Source organism: Pseudomonas sp. Leaf127 (genome assembly GCF_001423155.1).
GTDB classification, from domain to species: Bacteria; Pseudomonadota; Gammaproteobacteria; order Pseudomonadales; family Pseudomonadaceae; genus Aquipseudomonas; species Aquipseudomonas ovata.
Window position 1 is genome coordinate 934,566 of the sequence record NZ_LMOA01000021.1, and the last position, 19,579, is coordinate 954,144.

The 19,579-nt window shown below is 61.2% G+C and carries 22 protein-coding genes; 12 read left to right on the plus strand and 10 right to left on the minus strand.

Features of this window, described 5'->3' with window-relative positions:
* Positions 1 to 2 precede the first annotated feature (2 nt).
* Both ASF84_RS17610 and ASF84_RS17615 read left to right on the plus strand, forming a co-directional pair.
* On the plus strand, positions 3 to 2,318 hold the full coding sequence (locus ASF84_RS17610) for an ATP-binding protein (RefSeq protein WP_056840192.1): 2,316 nt from the start codon (positions 3 to 5) through the stop codon (positions 2,316 to 2,318).
* A complete protein-coding gene (locus ASF84_RS17615) occupies positions 2,315 to 2,779 on the plus strand; it encodes a response regulator (RefSeq protein ID WP_056840084.1) in 465 nt (154 codons plus the stop codon). The genes ASF84_RS17610 and ASF84_RS17615 overlap by 4 nt, the downstream gene beginning before the upstream one ends.
* A 9-nt stretch (positions 2,780 to 2,788) precedes the next feature.
* Here the strand turns inward: ASF84_RS17615 and ASF84_RS17620 are convergent, their stop codons facing one another.
* From ASF84_RS17620 to ASF84_RS29160, 3 genes are all read right to left on the minus strand, one after another.
* Positions 2,789 to 3,220, minus strand: coding sequence for a universal stress protein (locus ASF84_RS17620; RefSeq protein WP_056840085.1), 432 nt, complete (start codon positions 3,218 to 3,220; stop codon positions 2,789 to 2,791).
* Between the two features lie 359 nt (positions 3,221 to 3,579).
* Entirely contained in the window at positions 3,580 to 4,590 is a 1,011-nt protein-coding gene (dusA, locus tag ASF84_RS17625) for a tRNA dihydrouridine(20/20a) synthase DusA (protein ID WP_056840086.1), read from the minus strand.
* A gap of 349 nt (positions 4,591 to 4,939) precedes the next feature.
* Positions 4,940 to 5,110, minus strand: coding sequence for a hypothetical protein (locus ASF84_RS29160; RefSeq protein ID WP_156684267.1), 171 nt, complete (start codon positions 5,108 to 5,110; stop codon positions 4,940 to 4,942).
* A 183-nt stretch (positions 5,111 to 5,293) separates the two neighbouring features.
* Here ASF84_RS29160 and ASF84_RS17630 point away from each other — a divergent pair, with 183 nt between their 5' ends.
* Genes ASF84_RS17630 through ASF84_RS17640 form a run of 3 tightly spaced genes read left to right on the plus strand, consistent with a single transcriptional unit; the run spans position 5,294 to position 7,594 of the window.
* A complete protein-coding gene (locus tag ASF84_RS17630; protein ID WP_056840193.1) occupies positions 5,294 to 5,830 on the plus strand; it encodes a TetR/AcrR family transcriptional regulator in 537 nt (178 codons plus the stop codon).
* Complete coding sequence (locus ASF84_RS17635) at positions 5,827 to 6,957, plus strand: MFS transporter (protein WP_056840087.1); 1,131 nt, start codon at positions 5,827 to 5,829, stop codon at positions 6,955 to 6,957. The genes ASF84_RS17630 and ASF84_RS17635 overlap by 4 nt, the downstream gene beginning before the upstream one ends.
* A 40-nt stretch (positions 6,958 to 6,997) precedes the next feature.
* On the plus strand, positions 6,998 to 7,594 hold the full coding sequence (locus ASF84_RS17640) for an imm11 family protein (RefSeq protein WP_056840088.1): 597 nt from the start codon (positions 6,998 to 7,000) through the stop codon (positions 7,592 to 7,594).
* A gap of 44 nt (positions 7,595 to 7,638) precedes the next feature.
* On the opposite strand, the gene ASF84_RS17645 is transcribed toward ASF84_RS17640, so the two are convergent.
* Positions 7,639 to 8,274 (minus strand): LysE family translocator, encoded by a 636-nt coding sequence (locus ASF84_RS17645; protein ID WP_056840089.1) that lies wholly within the window; start codon positions 8,272 to 8,274, stop codon positions 7,639 to 7,641.
* Between the two features lie 287 nt (positions 8,275 to 8,561).
* Here ASF84_RS17645 and tal point away from each other — a divergent pair, with 287 nt between their 5' ends.
* Entirely contained in the window at positions 8,562 to 9,488 is a 927-nt protein-coding gene (tal, locus tag ASF84_RS17650) for a transaldolase (protein ID WP_056840090.1), read from the plus strand.
* A gap of 67 nt (positions 9,489 to 9,555) precedes the next feature.
* Here tal and rssC read toward each other — a convergent pair whose 3' ends face one another.
* On the minus strand, positions 9,556 to 10,041 hold the full coding sequence (rssC, locus tag ASF84_RS17655) for an anti-sigma factor antagonist RssC (RefSeq protein WP_056840091.1): 486 nt from the start codon (positions 10,039 to 10,041) through the stop codon (positions 9,556 to 9,558).
* Positions 10,041 to 11,222, minus strand: coding sequence for a two-component system response regulator RssB (gene rssB / locus ASF84_RS17660; protein ID WP_056840092.1), 1,182 nt, complete (start codon positions 11,220 to 11,222; stop codon positions 10,041 to 10,043). Before rssB ends, rssC begins: the two co-directional genes overlap by 1 nt.
* 271 nt (positions 11,223 to 11,493) lie before the next feature.
* Here rssB and ASF84_RS17665 point away from each other — a divergent pair, with 271 nt between their 5' ends.
* Positions 11,494 to 11,793 carry a PilZ domain-containing protein gene (locus ASF84_RS17665; protein ID WP_056840093.1) on the plus strand — a complete coding sequence of 100 codons (300 nt, stop codon included), beginning with the start codon at positions 11,494 to 11,496 and terminating at the stop codon, positions 11,791 to 11,793.
* Positions 11,794 to 11,798: 5 nt separating this feature from the next.
* Here ASF84_RS17665 and ASF84_RS17670 read toward each other — a convergent pair whose 3' ends face one another.
* A complete protein-coding gene (locus ASF84_RS17670; RefSeq protein WP_056840094.1) occupies positions 11,799 to 12,728 on the minus strand; it encodes a LysR family transcriptional regulator in 930 nt (309 codons plus the stop codon).
* 89 nt (positions 12,729 to 12,817) lie between these two features.
* Here ASF84_RS17670 and ASF84_RS17675 point away from each other — a divergent pair, with 89 nt between their 5' ends.
* Complete coding sequence (locus ASF84_RS17675) at positions 12,818 to 13,297, plus strand: GNAT family N-acetyltransferase (protein ID WP_056840095.1); 480 nt, start codon at positions 12,818 to 12,820, stop codon at positions 13,295 to 13,297.
* Between the two features lie 56 nt (positions 13,298 to 13,353).
* On the opposite strand, the gene ASF84_RS17680 is transcribed toward ASF84_RS17675, so the two are convergent.
* Positions 13,354 to 14,055, minus strand: coding sequence for an MlaA family lipoprotein (locus ASF84_RS17680; RefSeq protein WP_056840096.1), 702 nt, complete (start codon positions 14,053 to 14,055; stop codon positions 13,354 to 13,356).
* A gap of 180 nt (positions 14,056 to 14,235) precedes the next feature.
* On the opposite strand from ASF84_RS17680, the gene ASF84_RS17685 reads away from it, so the two are divergent.
* Positions 14,236 to 14,856, plus strand: a complete 621-nt coding sequence (locus ASF84_RS17685; protein WP_056840097.1) for a hypothetical protein — start codon at positions 14,236 to 14,238, stop codon at positions 14,854 to 14,856.
* A gap of 109 nt (positions 14,857 to 14,965) precedes the next feature.
* A complete protein-coding gene (locus ASF84_RS17690) occupies positions 14,966 to 15,235 on the plus strand; it encodes a DUF4404 family protein (protein ID WP_056840098.1) in 270 nt (89 codons plus the stop codon).
* A gap of 60 nt (positions 15,236 to 15,295) precedes the next feature.
* Here the strand turns inward: ASF84_RS17690 and queF are convergent, their stop codons facing one another.
* Complete coding sequence (gene queF / locus ASF84_RS17695; RefSeq protein ID WP_056840099.1) at positions 15,296 to 16,126, minus strand: NADPH-dependent 7-cyano-7-deazaguanine reductase QueF; 831 nt, start codon at positions 16,124 to 16,126, stop codon at positions 15,296 to 15,298.
* 154 nt (positions 16,127 to 16,280) lie between these two features.
* Between queF and ASF84_RS17700 the strand changes: the two genes are divergently transcribed.
* Positions 16,281 to 16,958 (plus strand): heavy metal response regulator transcription factor, encoded by a 678-nt coding sequence (locus ASF84_RS17700; protein ID WP_056840100.1) that lies wholly within the window; start codon positions 16,281 to 16,283, stop codon positions 16,956 to 16,958.
* Positions 16,955 to 18,292: a heavy metal sensor histidine kinase gene (locus ASF84_RS17705; RefSeq protein WP_056840101.1), complete on the plus strand. Its 1,338-nt coding sequence runs from the start codon at positions 16,955 to 16,957 to the stop codon at positions 18,290 to 18,292. The genes ASF84_RS17700 and ASF84_RS17705 overlap by 4 nt, the downstream gene beginning before the upstream one ends.
* Positions 18,293 to 18,296: 4 nt before the next feature.
* On the opposite strand, the gene ASF84_RS17710 is transcribed toward ASF84_RS17705, so the two are convergent.
* Entirely contained in the window at positions 18,297 to 19,541 is a 1,245-nt protein-coding gene (locus ASF84_RS17710) for a lipoprotein-releasing ABC transporter permease subunit (protein WP_056840102.1), read from the minus strand.
* Positions 19,542 to 19,579 lie beyond the last annotated feature (38 nt).

Consider the following 19,579-nt stretch of genomic DNA (forward strand, 5'->3'; position numbering starts at 1 on the left):
TGATGGTGCAAACGCCTGCCAGCCGTTGGGCCGACCTGCCCCTGCGCGGCAAGGCCCTGGTGGCCATTTCCCTGCCGCTGGTATTGCTGATGGGCTCGCTGGTCTTGATTTATATCACCGAGCGCCAGACCACCCGGGCCGAGGAAGATGTGCGCCGGGTGCTGCAAGTCCAGGGCGACATCCAGACCGTCCACACCCAGCTGGCCGAAGCGGCTGCCAGCGTGCGCGGCTACCTGTTGACCCGGCACGAGGATTTCCTGCCAGCCTACCGGCAGGCTGGCGCCCTGATCGAAGCGGCCCGCCAGCGCCTGAACGACAACGTACGCGACCCACAAATGCGCGAACACCTGTACGCCATTGCGCCGATGATCACGACCAAGCTTGAGGGCCTGGCCGCCCTGCGCCAGCTTCAGCCGACTGATCATGCCTCGATCTCGGCGATCCTGGTGGAGAACAAGGCGATACTGGATGAGCTGCGCCGGCACATCGACACCATGCGCACCCGCGAAGACACCTTGCTGGCCGAACGCACCGCCGCCGCTGCCGCCATCCGCCAGCGCCTGCTGTTCTCGACTCTGCTCGCCGCCGGCTGCGGGCTGTTCGGTGCGATCATCGCCGTGTTGCTGCTCTCGCGCGGCATCGTCGCCCGGGTGCAGCAGGTCCAAGGCAACGCCCAACGCCTGGCGCTCGGCCAGCCGCTGTGGCCGCAGCCGCCGGAAAAGGATGAAGTGGGCCAGTTGGGCAGCCGCCTGGTGGAAGCCGGCCACTTGCTGGCCGAGCGCGAACGCGCCTTGCGTGACAACGAGGAACGCTTGCGGCTGATCATCGACGGGGTCAAGGACTATGGCATCTTCGCCCTGGACATCCACGGTTGCATCACCAGCTGGAACGTCGGGGCCGAACGCATCAAGGGCTATACCGAACAGGAAATCATCGGCCGGCACTTTTCCGTGTTCTACCTGCTTGATGAATGCCCGGAGCATCCGGCCAGGGCCCTGGCCGTCGCGACTCGTGACGGTCACTACATGGAAGAAGCCTGGCGTTGCCGCAAGGATGGCAGCCGTTTCTGGGCCAGCGTCGTCATCACCGCCCAATACGATACCAGCGGTGCCTTGCGCGGTTTTTCCAAGATTACCCGCGACATCACCGACCGCCGCGCCGCCGAAATCGACCTGCGCACCGCTCGTGAACAGGCCGAGCGCGCCAGCCGGGCAAAAAGCGAATTCCTGTCGCGCATGAGTCACGAGCTGCGCACGCCCCTGAACTCCATCCTGGGCTTTGCACAACTGCTGGACATGGATGGCGCCCCCGGCCAGGCCAACCATGCCAGGCATATCCTGCGCGCCGGACAGCACCTGCTGACCCTGATCAATGAAGTGCTGGACATCGCCCGCATCGAAGCCGGCCGGCTGGCCTTGAACCCGGAGCCGGTGGCGCTGGTATCGGCCCTGCAGGAAGCACTGACACTGGTCTGGCCGATGGCCCAGGAGGCGGGTATCGAATTGAGCCCCTTGCCGGCGCACATCATTGATCAGGGCGTGCTCGCCGACCGACAACGGCTGATCCAGGTGCTGCTCAACCTGCTGTCCAATGCCATCAAGTACAACCGGCCGGCCGGCCGTGTCTGGATCGAGGTGCAGGTGCAGGCCGGACGCCTGGGTATTTCGGTCAATGACACCGGGCATGGTATTGCCACCGACAAGCTGGACCGCTTGTTCACGCCTTTCGAACGCCTTGAGGCCGACCCGCGAGTAGAAGGCACAGGGCTTGGCCTGGCCCTCAGCAAGAGCCTGTTGCACGCCATGCAGGGTAGCCTGGTGGTGCACAGCACACCCGGACAGGGCTGCCGGTTTACCTTTGAGCTGCCCGCCGCGCAGGTCCAGCGCCCGACAGCCCGCCCCCTGCACCCGCCAGTCTTGCCTGCGGCACCGGCCTTGCACAATCGCGGCACGGTGCTGTGCATCGAAGGCAATCTGTCGAGCCTGGCTCTGATCGAGACCCTGCTGCAACGTCGACCAGGCATTCGCCTGCTGTCGAGCATGCTCGGCCAACTGGGCCTGGACCTGGCCCGCCAGCATGCCCCGCAACTGATCCTGCTGGATATCGACCTGCCGGACCTGCAGGGCCTGGACGTGTTGCGCCGCCTGCGCGAGTGGCGGGCCACAGCCTCGACGCCAGTGATCATCCTGACGGCAGACGCCAGTGACGCGTGCCGCAACACCTTGCAGGCGGCGGGCGCCACCGCGATCCTCGTCAAGCCCTTGCATGTACCGGGCTTTCTCGCCTATCTGGACCAGTACTTACCGGAACCTGAATGAACGCCGACTTTCGTATCCTGATCATCGATGACCAGCGTCCCAACCTGGAGCTGATGGAGCAGTTGCTGGCCCGCGAAGGACTGCACAACGTGCTGAGCAGCAGCGAGCCGCTGCGTACCCTTGACCTGTTCAACAGCTTCGAGCCGGACCTGGTGATCCTCGACCTGCACATGCCTGAGTTCGACGGCTTTGCCGTGCTGGAGCAACTGAACCGGCGCATTCCTGCCAACGACTACCTGCCCATCCTGGTGCTGACCGCCGATGCCACCCGCGACACGCGCCTGCGCGCCCTGGCGCTGGGTGCCCGGGACTTCATCAGCAAGCCCCTGGATGCATTGGAAACCATGCTGCGTATCTGGAACCTGCTGGAAACCCGGGCGCTGTACAAAAGACTGCGGCAACTGGTGCCGAGCGAATCGATCGAATTGCTGCGCCAGCACACAGGGCCGGCGCAGCCTTGAAGCGCGGACTTATTTGATCAGCACGACCGGCACCGGTACGTCATGAATGACCCGATTGGCCACCGAACCGAGCAGCAGACCGCCGAAACTGCCCAGACCACGGGTGCCCATCACCACGGTATCGCATTCGAGCTTCTTGACGACGACGGCAATCTGCTCGGCGACATTACCAAGATCGACATGGGTCTGATGAGCGACGCCACTGGCCTTGAGCAGTGCACTGGCCTGTTCGAGTACGCCCTTGGCCGAGTTGAACAACCCGGTCTTGACGCCCTCGATCATGTCTGGCGCCAGATAGTCGCTGTACACGATCGGGCTGGACTGGACATTGAGCACATGCACTTCCAGCGGTCGGGCCATCTGCCCGGCCAGGTTGATGACATAGTCCAGCGCATGCCGGGCATGGACCGAACCATCGAAAGGAACCAGAACCTTGTGCATGACTGCTCTCCTGCAAGTGGGTATGCCATGAACATAGTCATCACAGGGGCAGTCGGCCAGTGTGATTGACCACTCTGTTGACCCACGACAAACAATCACCTCTTCTTTTACCCGGAACGATCCGCACGCCCTCATCCACCTGATTACAGGTACGCGCACAAGGGAACACGACATCCACATAAGCTTAATGGGTGGTATTAACAAGATTCAGGCAATGCGTGGCGCCATTGGGCAGGAACAGGCGCAGCCCTGCCGCTCCGGCATCGGTCACTTGTCAATCAAACTGGACTTGCCATCAGGAACGGCCTGGTTCAAGAGGCCTTGAAATACACGCGCTCAGCGCTGCCCACGGCAGGTGGCTAGCGGCCTTCGAGCAACTGCGCCGCCTGGTCGAGCAACGCCAGGGGGCTTTCAGCCTTGTGAATATCCACCGACAGCAACTGCCGAAAGCGCCGGGCACCCGGAAAACCCTGGGCCAGGCCCAGTACATGGCGGGTAATGTGATGCATATTGCCGCCGCGACCAATGTAGTCGGCGATATAAGGGCGCAAGGCGGCCAGCGCCTCGGATCGACTGATCGGTGACTGGCTTGAGCCGTACAACTGGCTATCGACCCCGGCCAGTAGATAAGGATTGTGGTAGGCCTCACGTCCCAGCATCACCCCGTCGAACACCTGCAAATGCTCACGGCAGTCGTCCAGGGTCTTGATGCCGCCATTGAGAATGATCTCAAGGTCCGGAAAGTCCGTCTTCAGGCGCGCGGCCACGTCGTAGCGCAAGGGCGGAATATCGCGGTTTTCCTTGGGCGACAGTCCTTCGAGAATCGCAATGCGGGCATGCACGGTAAAACTGCGACATCCGGCCTCACGCACCTGGCCGACGAAATCGCACAACTGCTCGTAACTGTCACGGCCGTTGATGCCGATGCGATGCTTGACCGTAACCGGTACGCTCACCGCATCCAGCATGGCCTTGACGCACTCGCTGACCAGCGCTGGATGCCCCATCAGGCAGGCACCGATCATGTTGTTCTGCACCCGGTCGCTGGGGCAGCCAACATTCAGGTTGACCTCGTCATAACCGGCCGCCTCGGCCAGCCTTGCACAAGCGGCCAGATCGGCAGGATTGCTGCCGCCCAATTGCAAAGCCAAGGGATGCTCGGTTTCGTTATGGCCCAGAAAACGCTCCTGATCGCCATGCAACACGGCACCGGTCGTGACCATCTCGGTGTACAGCAGAGCGTTTTTTGACAGCAGGCGCAGGAAGTAACGGCAATGACGATCCGTCCAATCCATCATCGGCGCCACGGAGAACCGTCGCGACAGCGCAGGCCTTGTAGGCTGGGGGTTTGGGGCAATATCTGGTGGCATTTTCATTGGTCGATTTGTAGCAATTTTTAGGCGTTTTTGAGGGTTTTTTTAGAGCGATTGCTACAATGTAGCAACCGTCATCAGCAATGTAGCAATCGGAAAATGGGAAGCATCACAGCACGCAAGCGCAAGGACAATTCGGTCAGCTACACCGCACAGCTCAGGCTTGATCGCGATGGCCAGACAGTCTATCAGGAAAGCCAGGCCTTCCACCGCGAGCCCGGCTCGACATCAAACCGACCCATCAGGTGCGCGAGACCGGCCGGCGTTTGCCGGCGTATGGTAGTCAGTTACTTTGATGCAGAATCCAAAATCCCCACACCGAATGTGAAGGCGCTGGCTGGGGCGATTACAAGGCGTACAGGAGATGTGCGGCGGTGAGGGCAGCGCCTGCGCTCAAGGCACCCAGAATGAAAGGCACCAGGCCAATCTGCTTTGCAAGCGACTCTTTCGCGCACAGTTGCGCATCCAATGCAGCAATTTCGAGGCTCAATGAGTGGTGTTTCTCTTGCAGGCTCACATCAGCTTCCTTTTTTTCAGCTATCCGCCTGTGACTCTCCACTAACAACTTACGGTTTTCAAGCTGTAGCTACCCACGATCTTCTTCCACCCTCTCGCATCCTTTCAGGCCTGGGGTCTCGTTTCGTGCTGGCTTGAACGATGCCCTGCTTGACATGTAAAACGATCGTTGTACATTCGGTACATGGATAAACGCACTGAAATAATCACAGAAGCCACTCGCCTCTTTGAGGCAGAGGGGTTTCGAGGCATCGGCATCGATCGTGTGATTGCGCCCTCTGGCGTCTCCACCCGTACGCTCTACAAGCATTTTGGCTCACGCGACGGACTGGTTCTTGCGGTTCTCGAGGCCAGGCATCGCGCGTTCATGCAGCAGCTCGAAAAGCAGCCAGGTGACATCGAGGCGCTGTTCAATACGCTGCGCGACTGGGTCGAGGGGCACGGTACGCTTGGCTGTATGTTGCTACGAGCACGCAGCGAATATGCCCAGGCAAATAGCGAAATCGTCGCGCTCGTTCATCGTCAGAAAACCGAATTTCGCAACGAAGTCGCACAACGCATACGTCTCGTCCTGGGCCGAAGCGATGAACGCCTCGCCACCCAGATCTGGTTACTGTTCGAGGGCGCAACCGCAGCCGCCAGTGTTGCTGGCGCATCGATTATCGACGAGGCCGGGAACGCTGCACGGTCACTCTTGACACTCGCCACAGGCCAGCCATGAGGCGCGGACTGAACCTCGTCGCGGCAGCTTTCACCTTGACCGCGCTGTCCTATGGACTGGCACGGTTTGCCTATGGATTGATGCTGCCCCAGATTCGAGATGAGCTGTCGCTGAGCTACACCGCTGCGGGATGGATTGGCGGTAGCGCCTTTGCGGCTTACTGTGTCGGAATCATTCTGGCCTTTTGCAGCATAGGCACATTGGGGACTCGCCTCATTGCCCTGTCAGCCGCGCTTGCAGCCACGTTCGGCATGGGCCTTGTGGCATTTTCTTCGTCAGGATGGACGTTGGGCCTGGGCATCGGGTTGGCTGGATTGAGCACGGGCTTGACCTCGCCGCCCCTCGCGACCGCAGTGGCCGCCCGGTTCAGTGACCGCGACAGTGCCAAGGCAAACGGGACCATCAACGCAGGTACCGCAGCCGGTATCGTATTTTCCGGCATCGCAGCCCTGTTGGCTGCAGGTGCCTGGCGCGAGCTCTACGGCCTGTTTGCGATAATCGGCGCGGGCGTCACGGCATGGGTCTGGTTTGCCGTACCGCCTTGCCGGAACGACCAGCAAGCCAATAGACCGTTGCTTTCAATCTTCAGTCGGCCTGGCGTACTTGCCCTGTGTACCAGCAGCGCGCTGATGGGGCTATCGAGCACCGCCATCTGGACATTTGGCGCCGACATCCTGCGCAGTGATTTCCACTTTACCGATACCCGCCTGGCCTGGGTCTGGATTGTTGTCGGTGCGTCGGGGGTCTGCGGGTCGCTGACCGGTCTGCTGACCAATCGGTTGGGTACAGCACGCGTACATGGCTGCGCACTGCTCGGGATCGCTGCGGGCACCCTGGGCCTGGCGGCAACGTCCTTTTCTCCCGCGTATGGCTTTGTGTCCATGAGTCTGTTCGGCGCCGCCTACATCGTGTCCTCCGGGACCTTTCTGATTCAAGGGATCAATCTGCTTTCAGATCGACCCGACCTGGGATTGGGCCTTCCGTTTCTCAGCCTGGCGCTGGGTCAGGCCATTGGCACCCCTCTGTTTGGCGCGACGATGAATGCGGCAGGCCCGGTCGGTGCGCTGGCCATCTTCGCTGGCGCGGCATGTCTGGCCATTCATATTCGGCCACGAGCAAGGACATAGCGTATGCCGCACGGGCTCTACAAAAACAGGAGAGACACTATTGCAGTACTACATTCTTCGTCATGAGTCTCCAGAGGGATCCTTTATCGACGGTGACGTGACGTTCTCGCCTGCGCTCCCGGATTACTACCAGGTGGGTAAAGACATCATAAGGCCCGGGACCCGAATCGGCCTGGTGCTGGACAAGCGCGTAAAAAAACTGAAGGCCGATTTTTTTCTGACGACGTGCGGCGCGTTCTTCGTATCCGCTGCCATGAAAACGGTGCTGGAGCACCTTGAAAACGATCTGCTTTTCCTGGAGGCAGATGCACGTTACTCCAGCGCACAGGCGACGGAGAACAGCTACTTCCTGATTCACGCCCGCCACAAGATGGCCTGTTTCGATTACCTGAATTCAGAATACGCAGGAAAGCCCATGGTGCTGGCCAAGCTGGCCAACGGCACGCTGGCGGCCGACTACAAGGCCAGGGGAATAAAGAAGCTTCGCCTCCAGGTACGCGAAGGCACGGCACCCGACTTTTTCTTTGTCGATCATATTGTGTGGATTGATCCGCTGATTTCCGAGACCGTCGTGAACGCGGCCATAAGCAGGAAGCTTCGGCTGAATGTTGAAAAAATCAGCCAGGAACCCCTCTGAACGTCCAGCACCCAAGCTGCGAGGCGCCAGGACGATGATCACCCTTATCGCCGCCCCTCCACGATCATCCGCACCGCCAGCCCCGCCAGCACCGTGCCCATCAACCAGCGCTGCACCACCTGCCACACCGGCCGACCGGCCAGGAACACCGCGATGGATCCGGCCATGACCGCAATCACCGCGTTGACGCTGACACTGACAAGAATCTGGGTCGAGCCCAGGATCAGCGATTGCAGCAGGACGCTGCCGTGACCTTCAGGCTGGATGAATTGCGGCAGCAACGACAGGTACATGACCGCGATCTTCGGGTTCAGCAGGTTGGTGACAAAGCCCATCAGCAGCAGCTTGCGCGGGCTGTCCTTGGGCAGGTCGCGTACCTGGAACGGTGAGCGGCCACCGGGCTTGACCGCTTGCCAGGCCAGGTACAGCAGGTACAGTGCGCCCCCCAGCCGCAGGGTGTCGTAGGCGTAAGGCACGGCCATGACCAGGGCCGTGATACCTACAGCAGCACAAAGCATGTAGAAGACAAAACCCAGCGCTACGCCACCGAGCGAGATCAGCCCGGCCATGCGTCCCTGGCAGATCGAGCGCGAGATGAGATAGACCATGTTGGGGCCAGGCGTGAGCACCATACCCAGAGAGATCAGGGCAAACGCCAGGAGGCTGGAAAGTTCGGGCATGCTCATACGTCCTTGATGATTGTGTGCGCCATCAGTCTAAGGTAAAGCGTTGCAACAAGGCGTCATGCCTTGTTTATTTTTAACGGCGCCTGTCTGGATCGTCAGACAGGCAAGCGTACACTCGACGGTTCAGGCCCAGCGCGTGCAGGTCGGCATTTTCCGGGAACAAGCCGCGGCCCTGATGCTCCAACCTAGTCTGCATGGCGTGCAAGCGCCGCCACGACCGTACCCTTGAGCGGTCGACTACGCTCGGGTAATGTCACTCCACCAAAGGACAGAGCACACTCATGACTTCCAAGCTGGAACAACTCAAAGCAATCACCACCGTCGTGGCCGATACCGGCGACTTCGATGCCATCGCCCGCCTCAAGCCGGTCGATGCCACCACCAACCCTTCCCTGCTGCTGAAAGCGGCCTCCAGCGAAAGCAACGCAGCACTGCTGGGTGAAGCGTTCAGTGGCAGCCAGGGCGACATCGGCCTGGCGTGCGACCGCTTTGCCGTGGCCATCGGCCGCAAGATCCTGGATGTCGTGCCAGGCCGCGTGTCCACCGAGGTTGATGCCCGCCTGTCTTTCGACACACCGGCCCTGATCGAGCGCGGCCAACGCCTGATCGGCCTGTATGAAGAGGCCGGTGTCGGTCGCGAGCGCATCCTGATCAAGCTGGCGTCGACCTGGGAAGGCATCCGCGCCGCCGAGACGCTCGAGAAGCAAGGCATCCAGACCAACCTGACCCTGCTGTTCTCCTTCGCCCAGGCTGTGGCCTGTGCCGAGGCTGGCGTATTTCTGATCTCACCCTTCGTGGGTCGTATCTACGACTGGTACAAGAAGTCCACCGGCCAGGAATACACCGGTGCTGAAGACCCGGGCGTACAGTCGGTCGCACGCATCTACAACTACTACAAGGCCAACGGGTTCAACACCGTGGTCATGGGCGCCAGCTTCCGCAATATCGGTCAGATCGAACAACTGGCCGGCTGCGATCGCCTGACCATCAGCCCCGAGCTGCTCAAGCAACTGGCTGAAGACCAGGGCACCCTGGAACGCAAACTGGTTCCCGGTCAGGCCGGTGAACCGCGCCAGAGCCTTGGCGAGCGTGAATTCCGCTGGCTGTCCAACGAAGACGCCATGGCCACCGAGAAACTGGCCGAAGGCATCCGCCAGTTTGCCCGCGATCAGGAAAAGCTCGAAGCTTTGCTCGCCGCGAAGGCCTGATGCAAAAAGGGCGATACCCATGGGTATCGCCCTTTCTCATCGAGACGGCAAAAGCGTTGTGCCGCTGTCAGCGCTGCCCTTCAAGCGCGTTGACCAGGTCATGAAACGCCTCGCGATTGGACTCGTTGAGCCCCATCAGGATCTTGTGCGCTTCCAGCACCTTGGCCTTGACCACTTCCTCGCCCTGGTCCTGGGATGGCAGGTCGGTAAGACACTCAGGGCACGGCACAGGGTGATCGACAATGTTGAACACCTGATCGAAGCCCATCGACTGCAGCAGCCGCGTTATGTCTTCGTGGGTGGTGACCACCGTGGGCAACAGCCCCACTTTCTGCCGCGACAGGATCGACAGCTTGGCCAGCAGGCCCAGTGTCGTGCTGTCGATGCTGCGTGTTTCGGTCAGATCGATCACGACAGCCGAAAAATTCAGCGCTGTAAAGATGCGCTCGATCGTCGCATCCAAGGCCGAGCACAAGGTCAAACGCACTTCGCCCACGAACTTGAGAACGAAAGTGCCTTCCTGCTCGGCGAACTGGATTCTACCGGTACTCATCAAAGATTCCTGCTTAACACTAACAAGGCGATATCATCCGGCATCTCCCCTAGCGTAGCCAATTCAAAAACCCCGCGCAGACCATCCAGGCTGCCGCCCGCCGTCTCGACCTGTACAGGCAGAGCGGCTTCCTTTTCCTTGAGTGTATCACCGGGCAATAGATCCAGTATGCCATCAGACAACAGCGTCAGGCTGAATGACGCAGGCAACTCGATCGTGTAGTTCTGGTAGGTCGCTTCCTGGAACAGACCCACTGGCAGCCCACGCCCTTCAAGATAGCTGGCTTTGCCATCGGTATACAGCACCGGCAGCGGCAAATGGCCGCCCACCGCATAGGTCAGCGTCCCGGCCAGCTCATCGATCACGCCGCCAACCATGGTCACATGCTTGCCCAGCTTACAGCTGATCAGCCCACGATTGAGGTGGCCCAGCACATCGGAGGGCTTGAACTCCGGCAGCGCACCGCCTCGCTTGGACTCGAACAGCAGCCGGGTGGTCATGAACTTGAGCAGCACGGTGATGAACGCCGAAGACGCGCCATGACCTGAGACATCGGCCAGGTAGAACGCCACGCGGCGGTCATCGACGCGAAAGTAATCGACGAAATCGCCCGACAGGTACAACGACGGGATGATTTCATGCGCAAAGTTGAACTGCTCGATGGACCACGGGCTGATCGGCAGCATGTTCATCTGCACCTGGCGACCGGCATCCTGGTCTTCCTGGAGCAGGTGCAGACTGGCTTCAAGCTCGCGATTGGCGGTTTCAAGCTTCTGGCGATAAAGCCGGTTTTCCTGCTCGAGCCGCGCACGGTCAAGGGCCCGGCCGACCGAATGTTCAAGGACGGCGAGGTCTTCAAGCGGCTTGATCAGGTAATCGGCAGCGCCCAGGCGCAAGGCCTCGACCACATCGCTCATGACCCCTGCGCCGGACACCACGATCACCGGTACTTGCGGGGCGATGGCGCTGACCTGACGGATCAGCTCGAGCCCGCCCATTTGCGGCATGCGCAGGTCGCAGATCACCAGATCAGGGCGTTGTTGCTCGAACGTCTGCACGCCTTGCAAGCCGTTACTGGCCTGCAGGACATTGAAGCCGCTGTCTTCCAGGTAGGCCGCAATGCTTGCGCGCACCACGTCGTCGTCGTCGATAATCAGCAGCGTTGCACTGGTTTTAGGCATGTGGGCAAACGGCGCCAGATCAGGTTGAGGTAGGCGACCCGGTAGGTTCCGGGTTCTGCTTACTGGATTCGCTTTCTAGCCACTCTGCGAAAACAGGCCGTCAGGATTCGGCCATGCTGTCGGTCTTCAGAGGTGCCCTTCAAGGCGCAGACGGTACTCCCATCCGACGGGCGTTTCAAGCGTACTGCCCTGCTCGATTTGCGACTTTACATCGCAAATCACCGGGAGTTATAAGAACGCACAAATCAGCAACCAAAACATAGGACCCACCATGAGCCGAATCGATCAAGGCTATGCCGAGAAGCGCGACTTCATTCGCATGCGCGTCGACGCCGACATCAGCATCATTCACGCAGGGCAGGTCATCTCGGCCGTGTGCCTGGACCTGTCCAGCAGCGGCATGCAGGTTCAGGCACCACGGGCCTTTCAGGTGGGTGACAAACTCAGCGTGCGCATCGACTCCGACCACCCGGCGCTCACGGGCCTGGAGGCCGATACCGAAGTGGTGTGGATTGCCGACCAGGATGATGGTGGCCAGAAACTGGGCCTGTCGATCGTGGCAATGAGCTGACACCCTCAAGACGTCCTTGACTGTGTGAACAGCGCACGCAATTGCCCGGCCATCCATAGATGCGCGTCGCTGCGTGCATATTTGCGATGGCTGTAGAGCCGCAGCGTATAGGGCGCCAGGGTGAACGGTGGCGCATGGCACACAATGTCTGTTGAAGCGCTCAACAGACGGGCCGCCTGTTCAGGCAGGGTCATGAGCAAGTCGCTGCGCGCGATGATGAACGGGCACAGCATCACAAACGGCAGCTGCAAGGCGACATCGCGCTTGAGTCCCATGCCCTGCAAGGCCAGGTCCACCACCCCGCACGCCTCGCCCCACGGCGTGACAACGGCATGCCGCTCAGCCAGATACCCCTGCAGGTCAAGCTGCGTACCAACCCTTGGATGATCACGGCGGGCGATCACGCAGTAACGGCCGCTCATCCAGTCCTCACTCTCCACCCCTGCCGGCAGGCTGTCGCGATCCTCGCCATAGCCCAGGGCAAAATCAATCCGGCCACTGGCCAGGTCCTCAATGCACACCTTGCGCTCGGAATGCACCACCTTCACACACAACCGAGGCGCCACCTGCTGCAGGCGTTCCAGCAATGGCGGCAACAGTTGCAGCGCGGTGTAGTCGGTGGCGGCGAACACAAACACGCGCTCGCTGTTTGAGGGCTCGAAAGGCTCCCATTGCTCCAGTTGATCCGACAACACCTTGAGGCTCTGCGTGACCGCCACTGCCAGCGCGTCGGCGCGCTGGGTGGGGTGCATGCGATTGCCGTGGCGCACGAACAACTCATCGCTCAGCGCTTCGCGCAGGCGGGCCAGGGCATGACTGAAAGCCGAGGCACTGATCGACAACTCATGCGCGGCGCGAGCGACGGTACGGTGGCGGTACAGGGTGTCGAAAACCAGCAGCAGATTCAGATCGAGACGGCGCAGAGCAGGATGCATGATATTCAATAAGACCTGAAGAAATTGCAGTACATGCAGTTTATGGCTTCGCCTAGCATGAACGCTTCTTCTTTGACGGATGTCGCCACATGAGCCTGCACATACGCCCCGCCCGCCCGGACGACGCAGCACAGATCCTGACCTTCATCACTGAACTGGCCGACTATGAAAAGGCCCGGCACGAAGTCATTGCCAGCGTTGCCGACATTGAGCGCACGCTGTTCGCCCCGCAGGCCAGTGCCCAGGCGCTGATCGGCTCATACAACGATCGGCCCATCGGCTTTGCGGTGTACTTTTTCAGTTACTCGACCTGGCTGGGCTGTAATGGCCTGTACCTGGAAGACCTTTACATCACACCGGAGCATAGAGGCACAGGCGCCGGCAAGCAGATGCTCAAGTACCTGGCCCGACAAGCCTGCGACAACGGCTGCGGACGTTTCGAGTGGAGCGTACTGGACTGGAACGAACCGGCCATCCGCTTCTATGAATCGATCGGCGCGCAGCCGCAGAACGAATGGGTGCGCTACCGAATGGAAGGCAACGCGCTGAAGGCGTTTGCCGAAAGCTGAACCTGACGCTGCGTCGACCGAGCTGCCATGCAGGTCGATCGACGAGCATCCTCTGATCAGAAGTCGTCTTCGACCTGGCCGTCCTTGACCTTGAACTCACGGTTCTGCAGGTAGGCATTGCGGATGAAGGTGTACTTGTCGCCAGTGACCAGGCGCTCGGCCGACAACAGGCTGGCACGGGTGTCGATCAGGTTCACGCCCAGCGCCGTGTTGCGGGTCGGTACGTGATCGATGTAGCGGTAAGGCGAAGTGTAGGTGTCCGGGTAACGGGCCAGGGCATCGCGCACGGTGCTGGGGCCGAACAACGGCAGCACCACGTACGGACCGCTGCCCACGCCCCAGCGACCCAGGGTCTGGCCGAAGTCTTCATCGTTGCGCTGCAGGCCCATGTAAGTGCCGACATCGATAAGGCCCAACAGACCGAAAGTCGTGTTGAAGATCAGCCGTGCGCTGTCGACACCGGCATCGGCCGGCTTGAGTTGCAGCACGTTGTTGGCCAGGTTGCCGACATCGCCGATGTTGTTGAAGAAGTTGTGCACGCCGTCTTCGACAAACTGCGGCGCAATGTACTGATAGCCTTGGGCGATCGGCTTGAGGGTGTAGGTGTCGACCACGTCGTTGAAACGAAAGATGGCACGGTTGACGCCTTCCCATGGGTCATCTTCTGCAGCCTGGACGGCTACAGGGACCATCGCGACACCGATGCACAAGGACAGCCGGGTCAATCGCTCGATAAAGCCGCTACGCGGTAAGGGCATGACGCAAACTCCTGTCAGAAAGTAATGCCCCGGGCATGAGGCTTCGGGCAAAGACGGGCAGTATAAGGGGTTCACCGCTAAATAAGGCAGACCTGTAATAAACACCGGCCCGTCATGACACATTCATATTTCTGTCATCACCCGTCGGTAGCGTGCATCAGTATTTCAGAGATCTTCATCATGCTCGCACCGGTTGCCACACCCCTGCCGGCGTTTTCTGCCCTGCTGTTCGGCCTCAGCGGCTGCCTGGTGGATTTTGGCGCACAGGCCGGCACAGCCAGCAAGGGCGCCGCCCTTGCCGCTGACACTCACACCCAACTGACGCCCGGCGCACTTGAAAACCTGCAAAGCCTGCGGCAACAAGGCATTCCCTGTGCCTGGCTGGATGAGCTGCCCGATCCGCTGAGCCAGACCTTGTCGGCCCCGCTGGGCAACCTGATCACCGCCACCGCACGCAGCCAGGTGCGCTGGCCGGCGCCGGATGCCTGCTGGCTGGCGCTGATGGCCCTCAAGGTCAACCAGCTTGAGGGGTGCGTACTGGTCAGCGGCGAGCCGCGCCTGTTGCGCTCCGGGCTCAATGCCGGGCTGTGGACCATCGGCCTGGCCTCTTGTGGTCCGCTGTGCGGCCTGTCGCCGGCGCAATGGCAGGCACTGGACAGCCACGAGCGTGAACGCCTGCGCGCCCAGGCCACCCTGCAGTTGTATGCGCTGGGCGCGCACTCGGTCATCGATCATCTGGGCGAACTGGAATCGTGCCTGGCCGATATCAGCCTGCGGCGCCGCAAAGGCGAAAAACCCTGACGGCGGTCAGCGGCAGAAAGGCGGGCAATGGATTAGTCTTACAGGCATCACGGACCTTTCGTCTGACGGCGCAGTCCATGAATCAGACTTATCGATCAAGGAGCACCGTATGCCTGCCCGCGAACTGCAAGAACAGCTCAATACCCTGCGTGAGCAACTGGAGCAGAATCCGCCACTGTTGCAGGAAGAGCGTGACCGCATGCACGAACTCATGCAACAAATTGAAACTAAAATAGAGCTGGAAAACCTGACTCAAGAGCAGGACTCCAGTCTGTCCGACAACGTCAACCTCGCCGTCGAGCGCTTCGAGGTCGAGCACCCCGGCGTGGCCGTCACCTTGCGCAACATCATGAATACCCTGGGCAGCATGGGCATCTGAAAACCTGGCGCCCGGATACGAAAAAGCCCGTCGAATGACGGGCTTTTTCGTGCAACCGGCTTATTGCCGCGCCAGGCGACCGTTATCCACCGATACGGCCTCGGTACTGCGATAAGGGTTGATGTCCAGCCCCCCACGGCGTACATAGCGCGCATAAACCGTCAGCGACTGCGGCTTGAGCAGGCGTTGCAGGTCGAGAAAAATGCGCTCCACGCATTGCTCATGAAAATCCGAGTGCTGGCGGAAGCTGACGATGTAGGCCAGCAGACTGGCGTGATCCAGCGCTGCGCCACGGTACTGGACCACCACGCTGCCCCAGTCGGGCTGGCTGGTCACCGGGCAATTGGACTTGAGCAAATGCGTGTGCAGGCTTTCTTCGACCACGCGCGCTGCATCGCAGCGCAGTAATTCAGGACGCGGATGGTCATAGCTGCTGACCTCGATATCCAGCTCATCGATGCACGTGCCCGGCAAACCGGCCACGCCCTGCGCCTGAACCTCATCCAGGCTGTGAATGACCACGCCCACCGGCTTGCCGGCGGCGGCCGACAAATCGGCCACCAACACTTGCTGCAGTTGCTGGCGATCGGCGAACACACTCTGGTTCAGGGAGTTGAGGTACAGCTTGAACGACTTCGACTCGATGATATTGGGCGAGTCGGCCGGCACGCTGAACTCGGCGATGGCCACCACCGGCTTGCCCGAAGGCAGCAGCCAGGACAGCTCGTAGCAGTTCCAGATATCGACACCCTGATACGGCAAGGTCTGCGCGGTCAGCCCCAGTTCAGCCCATTTTGCGGTGCGCGGAATCGGGAACAGCAGCGAGGGCGTGTAGGTGCAAATGTACTCACTGGACTTGCCCAGTGGAGAATGTTCGGCGGCGGGGTGCATGGTGATACCTGGACTTCAAGAATGAACCGCGCAAGTCTAGCGGGTTTGCGTGGCGCTTTCAGCCCACACCGATCAGCATTACAACCTTGTCAGCTTGTGCCGTTGCTCGCCACAACGCGCTATAAAGCCCTTTTGCGATCCATACGAGCCTGCGATGAAACTACTGATCGTCGAAGATCAACCCAAGACGGGTCATTATCTGCACCAGGGATTGAGCGAGGCCGGCTTCGACAGCGAATGGATCAATGACGGTCATTCGGGTCTGCAACGCGCCCTGAGCGGCGAGCACGCCTTGTTGATTCTCGACGTGATGCTGCCCGGCGTGGACGGCTGGCAGATCCTTGAGCAGGTGCGCCGCGCAGGCTTGCAGACCCCGGCGCTGTTTCTCACCGCTCGCGACGCCATCGAAGACCGCGTACATGGCCTGGAACTGGGGGCCGATGACTACCTGGTCAAGCCGTTTGCCTTTGCCGAATTGCTCGCCCGGGTGCGCACTCTGCTGCGACGCCGGACCGTGCCAGCCGACACCCGCTTGCAACTGGGCGAACTGCAACTGGACTTGCTGCAACGCAAGGTCGAGCGGGCCGGCCAGCGGCTGGACCTGACCGTCAAGGAGTTTGCCTTACTGGAGCTGCTGTTGCGCCGTCAGGGCGAGGTGTTGCCCAAGTCACTGATTGCAGCCCAGGTCTGGGACATGCACTTCGACAGCGACACCAACGTCATCGAGGTCGCCATCCGCCGCTTGCGCATGAAAGTCGACGATGACTTTGCAGTCAAACTGATCCATACCGTGCGCGGCCTGGGCTATGTGTTACAGGAGCAGGCGCCATGAGGCTGTCGCTGCGCAGTCGCCTGGCACTGTTGTTCGCCGGCTGCACGGCCGGGGTGTCACTGATCGCCGGCCTGCTGTTCAGCCAGGCCAGTGCCAGCCATTTCATCGAACTGGACCAGCAACTGTTCGACGCCCAGGTGGCCAGCCTGCGCAACGGTCTGCAGGGCGTAGACAGCCTGCAAGCCTTCAAGGCGCGCCAGCCACTGCTGGGCAAGCCCAGTCACTCGGCCGACATGACGCTGCGCCTGCGCGATGCACAAGGTCAGCCGTGGCTGGACACGGCCCCTGCCCTGCCCGCCACCCTGCTTGTGCCCGGCCTGCATGCCTTCAGCAATGCACAAGGCGCTTACCGGGTCTTCACCACCGCCCTGCACCCTGGGCACCCCGACTCGCCCCTGCTGACCCTGGTGCTGGACATCACCCATCACCAGCATTTCCTGCAACGCATGCAGCACCTGATCTGGCTGACGGTCGGCCTGTGCGCACTGGTCACCGCATTGCTCGGTGCCTGGGCGGCGCGCAGCGGCCTACGGCCCTTGCAACGCATGAGTAAAGTGGCCGCCGGCGTCTCGGCCAGTTCACTGACCACGCGCCTGCCCGAACACGAGATGCCCGCCGAACTGGCCGAACTGACCCGTGCCTTCAATGCCATGCTCACGCGCCTGGAGGAGGGCTTTCAGCGTCTGTCAGCGTTCAGCGCCGACATCGCCCATGAATTGCGCACGCCGCTGTCGAACCTGCTGACCCAGACCCAGGTCACTCTGGCCCGTCCCCGCGCACTGGAGCAGTACCGCGAAGCGCTGCTGGGCAACCTTGAAGAACTGCAAAGCCTGACACAGATGGTCAACGACATGCTGTTGCTGGCCAAGGCCGAACAGGGCTTGCTGACACCCGTCCATGATCGACTGCACCTTGAACAAGAGGTCGATGCGGTGCTGGAGTACTTCACGCCCCTGGCTGAAGACGCCGGCATCACCCTGCACCGCGAAGGTCAGGCAACCGCACGCGCAGACCGGGCACTGCTGCGCCGAGTGTTGTCCAACCTGCTGGACAATGCCGTGCGCTACACCCCGACCGGCGGCCAGGTGCGCGTCACGTTGCAGGCCGTGGCCGCTGGCGTGGAGCTGAGCGTAGAAAACCCGGGCCAGACCCTTGACCCGGCGGTGCTGTCACGCCTGTTCGACCGCTTCTATCGGGTCGACCCGGCGCGGCCCGACAGCCAGGCCCACGCAGGGCTTGGGCTGGCGATCAGCCGCTCGATCATCCAGGCCCACGGCGGCACGATTCACGGCGAGTCGGCCGCCGGGCTGACCCGCTTCGTGATTCGACTCTGACAGCCTACTCGTAGCGCAAGGCGTGCGCCGGCTCGATCTTGGCGGCGCGCCAGGCCGGGTAGATGGTCGCCAGGAAGCTCAGGACAAAACCGGCCCCACAGATCAGCAGCACGTCGCCGCCTTGCAGTTCGGAAGGCAGGTTGCTGATGAAATACACGTCGGCACTGAACACATGCTGGCCACTGACCCGTTCGAACCAGCCGACCAGCGCACTGACATTCAGCGCGGCGATCACCCCGAGCACCCCGCCGATCAGGGTGCCGACCACACCGATCAGCGAGCCCTGGACAATGAAGATGCCCATGATCTGCCGGGGCGTGGCGCCGATGGTGCGCAGGATCGCGATGTCAGCCCCCTTGTCATTGACCACCATGATCAAGGTGGCAATGATGTTGAACGCCGCCACCGCCACGATCATCAGCAGCAACAGGCCGATCATGGTCTTTTCCATTTTCATGGCACTGAACAGGCTGCCCTGGGTGTGGGTCCAGTCATCGGCACGGTAGCCCTGCCCCAGCGCCTTGGCGATGTCGGTCGAGATTTTCGGGGCCTGGTAAAGATCTTTCAGCGCCAGGCGCACGCCTTGCACCTGGCCGGGCTGCCAGCGCTGCATCTGCCCGGCGTCGGCGATGTGCATCAGCGCCATGGAGCCGTCCAGCTCGGCACCGACCTTGAACAGCCCGACCACGGTCAGGCGCTGCAAGCGCGGCGTGATGCCACCGGGGGCGTTGCTGATTTCCGGCACGATCAGGGTCAGGGCGTCGCCGACATTGACCCGAAAGCGCCGTGCGGTGATTTCGCCCAGCACCACACCGAACTCACCGGGCTTGAGGCCATCGAGGCTGCCACGGGTGATGTGCTGCGTCACGATCGACACTGCATGCTCACGGGCAGGATCGATACCGCTGACCTGGATCGGCTGCATCAGGCCACGGTAGGACAGCATGCCTTCCATTTCGGTCAGCGGCGCGGCGGCCACCACTTCCGGGTTGCGCAAGGCGGCGTCGGCCGTGGCTTGCCAGTCATCCAGCGGCTTGACGCCGAGGATCGCCGCATGTGGCACCATGCCGAGGATGCGCGAGCTCATTTCACGCTGGAAGCCGTTCATCACCGACAGCACCACGATCATGGCCAGCACCCCCAGGGCCAGGCCGATCATCGAGGTCATGGAGATGAACGAGATAAAGTTCTTGCGGCGCTTGGCCCGGGTGTAGCGGGCGCCGATGAAGATGGATAAGGGTCGGAACATTCGCAGGGCACCTTGGCAAAAAGATCGGCCCGGCACCC

Bases quoted from the DNA above. Each gene is read 5' to 3' on its own strand.
- ASF84_RS17710 (WP_056840102.1), bottom strand. From the start codon at position 19,541: ATGTTCCGACCCTTATCCATCTTCATCGGCGCCCGCTACACCCGGGCC.
- ASF84_RS17685 (WP_056840097.1), top strand. From the start codon at position 14,236: ATGCTCGCACCGGTTGCCACACCCCTGCCGGCGTTTTCTGCCCTGCTG.
- dusA (WP_056840086.1), bottom strand. From the start codon at position 4,590: ATGCCACCAGATATTGCCCCAAACCCCCAGCCTACAAGGCCTGCGCTG.
- ASF84_RS17680 (WP_056840096.1), bottom strand. From the start codon at position 14,055: ATGCCCTTACCGCGTAGCGGCTTTATCGAGCGATTGACCCGGCTGTCC.
- ASF84_RS17615 (WP_056840084.1), top strand. From the start codon at position 2,315: ATGAACGCCGACTTTCGTATCCTGATCATCGATGACCAGCGTCCCAAC.
- ASF84_RS17620 (WP_056840085.1), bottom strand. From the start codon at position 3,220: ATGCACAAGGTTCTGGTTCCTTTCGATGGTTCGGTCCATGCCCGGCAT.
- rssB (WP_056840092.1), bottom strand. From the start codon at position 11,222: ATGCCTAAAACCAGTGCAACGCTGCTGATTATCGACGACGACGACGTG.
- tal (WP_056840090.1), top strand. From the start codon at position 8,562: ATGACTTCCAAGCTGGAACAACTCAAAGCAATCACCACCGTCGTGGCC.
- ASF84_RS17675 (WP_056840095.1), top strand. From the start codon at position 12,818: ATGAGCCTGCACATACGCCCCGCCCGCCCGGACGACGCAGCACAGATC.
- ASF84_RS17665 (WP_056840093.1), top strand. From the start codon at position 11,494: ATGAGCCGAATCGATCAAGGCTATGCCGAGAAGCGCGACTTCATTCGC.
- ASF84_RS17630 (WP_056840193.1), top strand. From the start codon at position 5,294: ATGGATAAACGCACTGAAATAATCACAGAAGCCACTCGCCTCTTTGAG.
- ASF84_RS17690 (WP_056840098.1), top strand. From the start codon at position 14,966: ATGCCTGCCCGCGAACTGCAAGAACAGCTCAATACCCTGCGTGAGCAA.
- rssC (WP_056840091.1), bottom strand. From the start codon at position 10,041: ATGAGTACCGGTAGAATCCAGTTCGCCGAGCAGGAAGGCACTTTCGTT.
- ASF84_RS17635 (WP_056840087.1), top strand. From the start codon at position 5,827: ATGAGGCGCGGACTGAACCTCGTCGCGGCAGCTTTCACCTTGACCGCG.
- ASF84_RS17645 (WP_056840089.1), bottom strand. From the start codon at position 8,274: ATGCCCGAACTTTCCAGCCTCCTGGCGTTTGCCCTGATCTCTCTGGGT.
- ASF84_RS17670 (WP_056840094.1), bottom strand. From the start codon at position 12,728: ATGCATCCTGCTCTGCGCCGTCTCGATCTGAATCTGCTGCTGGTTTTC.
- queF (WP_056840099.1), bottom strand. From the start codon at position 16,126: ATGCACCCCGCCGCCGAACATTCTCCACTGGGCAAGTCCAGTGAGTAC.
- ASF84_RS17610 (WP_056840192.1), top strand. From the start codon at position 3: ATGGTGCAAACGCCTGCCAGCCGTTGGGCCGACCTGCCCCTGCGCGGC.
- ASF84_RS17700 (WP_056840100.1), top strand. From the start codon at position 16,281: ATGAAACTACTGATCGTCGAAGATCAACCCAAGACGGGTCATTATCTG.
- ASF84_RS17705 (WP_056840101.1), top strand. From the start codon at position 16,955: ATGAGGCTGTCGCTGCGCAGTCGCCTGGCACTGTTGTTCGCCGGCTGC.